Source organism: Allobosea sp., from assembly GCF_030694325.1.
GTDB lineage: Bacteria > Pseudomonadota > Alphaproteobacteria > Rhizobiales > Beijerinckiaceae > Allobosea.
Genome location: NZ_JAUXYO010000263.1, coordinates 1 through 3,616 on the forward strand (window position 1 = coordinate 1; position 3,616 = coordinate 3,616).

The 3,616-nt window shown below is 63.7% G+C and carries 3 protein-coding genes; 1 reads left to right on the forward strand and 2 read right to left on the reverse strand.

The genetic code is table 11. The annotated features are described in order from the left end of the window. Window positions 1–158: 158 nt before the first annotated feature. On the reverse strand, window positions 159–686 hold the full coding sequence (locus Q8M82_RS17110; RefSeq protein ID WP_305692523.1) for a hypothetical protein: 528 nt from the start codon (window positions 684–686) through the stop codon (window positions 159–161). A 102-nt stretch (window positions 687–788) separates the two neighbouring features. Further along, entirely contained in the window at window positions 789–2,066 is a 1,278-nt protein-coding gene (gene pncB / locus Q8M82_RS17115; RefSeq protein WP_305692524.1) for a nicotinate phosphoribosyltransferase, read from the reverse strand. 198 nt (window positions 2,067–2,264) lie between these two features. Between pncB and Q8M82_RS17120 the strand changes: the two genes are divergently transcribed. Next, complete coding sequence (locus Q8M82_RS17120) at window positions 2,265–3,611, forward strand: nucleotide sugar dehydrogenase (RefSeq protein WP_371126393.1); 1,347 nt, start codon at window positions 2,265–2,267, stop codon at window positions 3,609–3,611. The last annotated feature ends 5 nt before the right edge of the window (window positions 3,612–3,616 follow it).

Below are 3,616 nucleotides of genomic sequence, written 5' to 3' on the forward strand. Positions count from 1 at the left end.
ACCAATCGTTCCAATGTTGCAATGCGGCTTCGTGCGAGCGAATTTCTCTTTGGCCATGACACCCTGTTCCTGACAACGGCCCTACGCGGCCGGAAAGCGCGGTCGCATTAGGGGCTTTTGGGCGCGGATGCAAGGTTGAGAAGGCAATCAATCGCTAATCATGGATCCTGCTGCCATGACGCCGACTTACGATGACGCACGAGCATGCCATCGACCCTTAATGTCCAAATCTCGCTGAATTTCTCCAATGAAAGGGATAAGGCAGCAGCAATGCCATCGACAAATCGGCGTTCACGGAAAATAGGTTCCATATTCACGAACAGAATCAATCCGTAGTGGTCTGGATATCCCTTCCGAGCTTTTTGTTCTGCGACGCTTCTTAACTGCTTCAATGCGTCGCGTGATGGTATTTCGACCTCCGGCCAGAGCTCTGGCTCTGCCTGTTCTTCTGGCGAAAGCAGTCTGTTAGCTTTGAATTCATCACCTCGCCGCCGCCCCGGCTCAAGCACCTCGGCCGCCTCATAGTAGAATTTCTCCTTGCCGAACTGCAGTTCGAAATCGGGTGGATCGTCTCCAAGGCGGACACCATCAGCACGAAGATGCAAAGCTAGCCTATGCGCTAGAAAAGCCTCCCTGAAGGGAGATCCCGGCTGCGTTACACAGTGATCGCCGTGCGCCGTATTCATCTTCGCTACGATTTGCCCGAACGTAGTCGGATCGTTCCACTCCCGAAATCGACGTAGCCAATCCTTCAATTCGGAACTCTGCGCTGGGCACGACGCCATAAATCACCCCGTTCCGAAGACCCGGCGATAGCGCGCCACAGCCTCCCCCTCGCCCGAGACCTTCTCGGGATTGTCGGAGAGCTTCACCGCCGGGCGCCCGTTCGCCTTCGTGACCTTGCAGACCAGCGACATCGGGTCGAGCGCGCGCGAGCCGTCGGGCAGGCAGCCGACGAGATCATTGGTGAGGTCGGTGCCCCAGCCGAAAGCCATGCGGACCTTGCCGTCGAAATGCCGGTAGACCCGCTCGATCGCATCCACATCGAGCCCATCGGAGAAGACCAGGAGCTTCTCGCGCGGATCGCGCCCCCTCTCCCGCCACCAGGCCATGATCGCCTCGCCCGCCTCGATCGGCGGCGCGGAATCGGGCCGAAAGCCCGTCCAGTCCGCCACCCAGTCGGGCGCATGACGCAGGAAGCCGCTCGTCCCGAAGGCGTCCGGCAAGGCGATCAGCAGATTGCCGCCATAGACCTGGCGCCACTCGTCGAGCACGCGATAGGGCGCGCGCAGCAGCTCCGCGTCGCTCTCGGCGAGTGCCGCCAGCACCATCGGCAGTTCATGGGCGTTGGTGCCGATCGCCTCGAGATCGGCGTCCATTGCCAGCAGGACATTCGAGGTTCCGCTGAACTTCGGCCCCAGCCCCTCCTTCAGCGCCTCGACGCACCAGCGCTGCCAGAGATGGCCGTGGCGCCGACGCGTGCCGAAATCGGAGAGTTTGAGGTTCGGCAGCCTCTGCAGCCGCTCGACCTTATCCCACATCTTCGCCTTGGCGCGGGCATAAAGCACATCGAGCGCAAACCGCTTCTGCCCGACCATGACGCGCCGGGCCCGCAACTCGTTGATGATCGCCAGCGCCGGCACCTCCCACATCGTGCTGTGGGTCCAGGGCCCCTCGAAATGCAGTTCGTACTGCCCGTCGACCTGACGCAGCTCGTAATCCGGGAGCTGGAAATCGGCGAGCCAGGACAGGAACTCCGGCGAGAACATCTGCCGCTTGCCGTAGAACGAGTTGCCGGCGAGCCAGATCAGCTCCTTCTTGCTGAAGCGCACCGAGCGGGCATGGTCGAGCTGCGCGCGCAGCTCCGCCTCGTCGACGATATCCGCCAAGCGGATATGCTTCGAGCGGTTGATCAGCGAGAAGGTGACCTGCACGTCGGGATGGAAGGCGCGGATCATCTGCAGCATCAGCAGCTTGTAGAAATCCGTGTCGAGCAGGCTGCGGATGATCGGATCGAGCCGCCAGCCATGGTTGTAGGTCCGCGTCGCGATATCGGTGACGGTCATGGCGGTTCGGGATCCGGTGGTTCGCCGCAGCGGCTTGGGGCGTCGGGCGCTTCGCGCGCATCTGAGCGCCGCGGCGGCTGCGGCGCAAGCCGGGGCGCTCCGGTCGCGTTGACAGACAAGGTGATCTCGGCAAGGACCGCGGGCTGGCCGGCACGCCGTTTCGAACAGGCGCCGGCTTTGCGCGAACCGGAGGCGAGAGTGCAGGATTTGGCTGGGGTCGCGCAGGATTTCGTCGGGAAGGTCCGCGACCGCTCGGTGGTGATCGGCGTCATCGGGCTTGGCTATGTCGGCATTCCGCTGGCGCTGGCCGCGCTCCGCCAGGGCATCCGTGTCGTCGGATTCGACATCGACCAGGCCCGCGTCGACCAGATCAATGCCGGCCGCGAGACCATCAAGCACATCTCCATGGACCTGATCGTCGAGGGACTGGCGAGCGGGCGCTTCGAGGCCACGACCGATTTCGACCGGCTGTCGGAGCCCGACGCGCTGCTGATCTGCGTGCCGACCCCGCTCTCGCGCCAGCGCGAGCCCGATCTCTCCTATGTCGAGCAGACCACGCGGGCGATCGGCCGGCGCCTGCGTCCCGGCCAGCTCATCGTGCTCGAATCGACGACCTATCCGGGCACGACCGACGAGCTCATGCGACCGATCCTCGAGCAGGCCTCGGGGCTCAGCAGCGGCAAGGATGTCTTCCTCGCCTATTCGCCCGAGCGCGAGGACCCCGGCAACGCCCAGTTCGGCACCTCCGACATTCCCAAGGTCGTCGGCGGCGACGGTTCTGAAGCGCTGGCCATGGCGGATGCGCTCTACGCCGCCCTCGTCGTCAGGACCGTGCCGGTCTCCTCGACCGCCACAGCCGAGGCCGTGAAGCTGACCGAGAATATCTTCCGCGCCGTCAACATCGCCCTCGTCAACGAGCTCAAGCAGGTCTACGCCGCGATGGGCATCGACATCTGGGAGGTGATCGACGCCGCCAAGACCAAGCCCTTCGGCTTCATGCCGTTCTATCCGGGCCCCGGCCTCGGCGGGCACTGCATCCCGATCGACCCGTTCTATCTGACCTGGAAGGCGCGCGAATTCGACATCGCCACGCGCTTCATCGAGCTCGCCGGCCAGATCAACACCGAGATGCCCTATCGCGTCGTCGATCGGCTAGCGGAGTTGGTCGACCGCCGGCTCGGCCGCAGCTTCAGCGGCGCGCGCATCCTCGTGCTCGGCCTCGCCTACAAGAAGAATGTCGAGGATACGCGCGAGAGCCCGGCCTTCAGGATCATGGAGCTGCTTGAGAAGCGCGGGGCGGCGGTGTCGTTTCACGACCGCATGGTGGCGGAGATTCCGCAGAGCCGCGAGCATGCCGAGTTTGCCGGGCGGCGGTCGGTCCCGCTCACGAAGGACGTCGTTGCCGGCTTCGACGCAACCATCATCTGTACCGACCATGATGCGGTCGACTACCGCAATCTCGTCGAGTGGTCGCCTCTGGTCATCGATACCCGAAATGTCTGTGCCCGCCAGGGCCTGACAAGGGAACACGTCATCAAGGCGTGATTGGC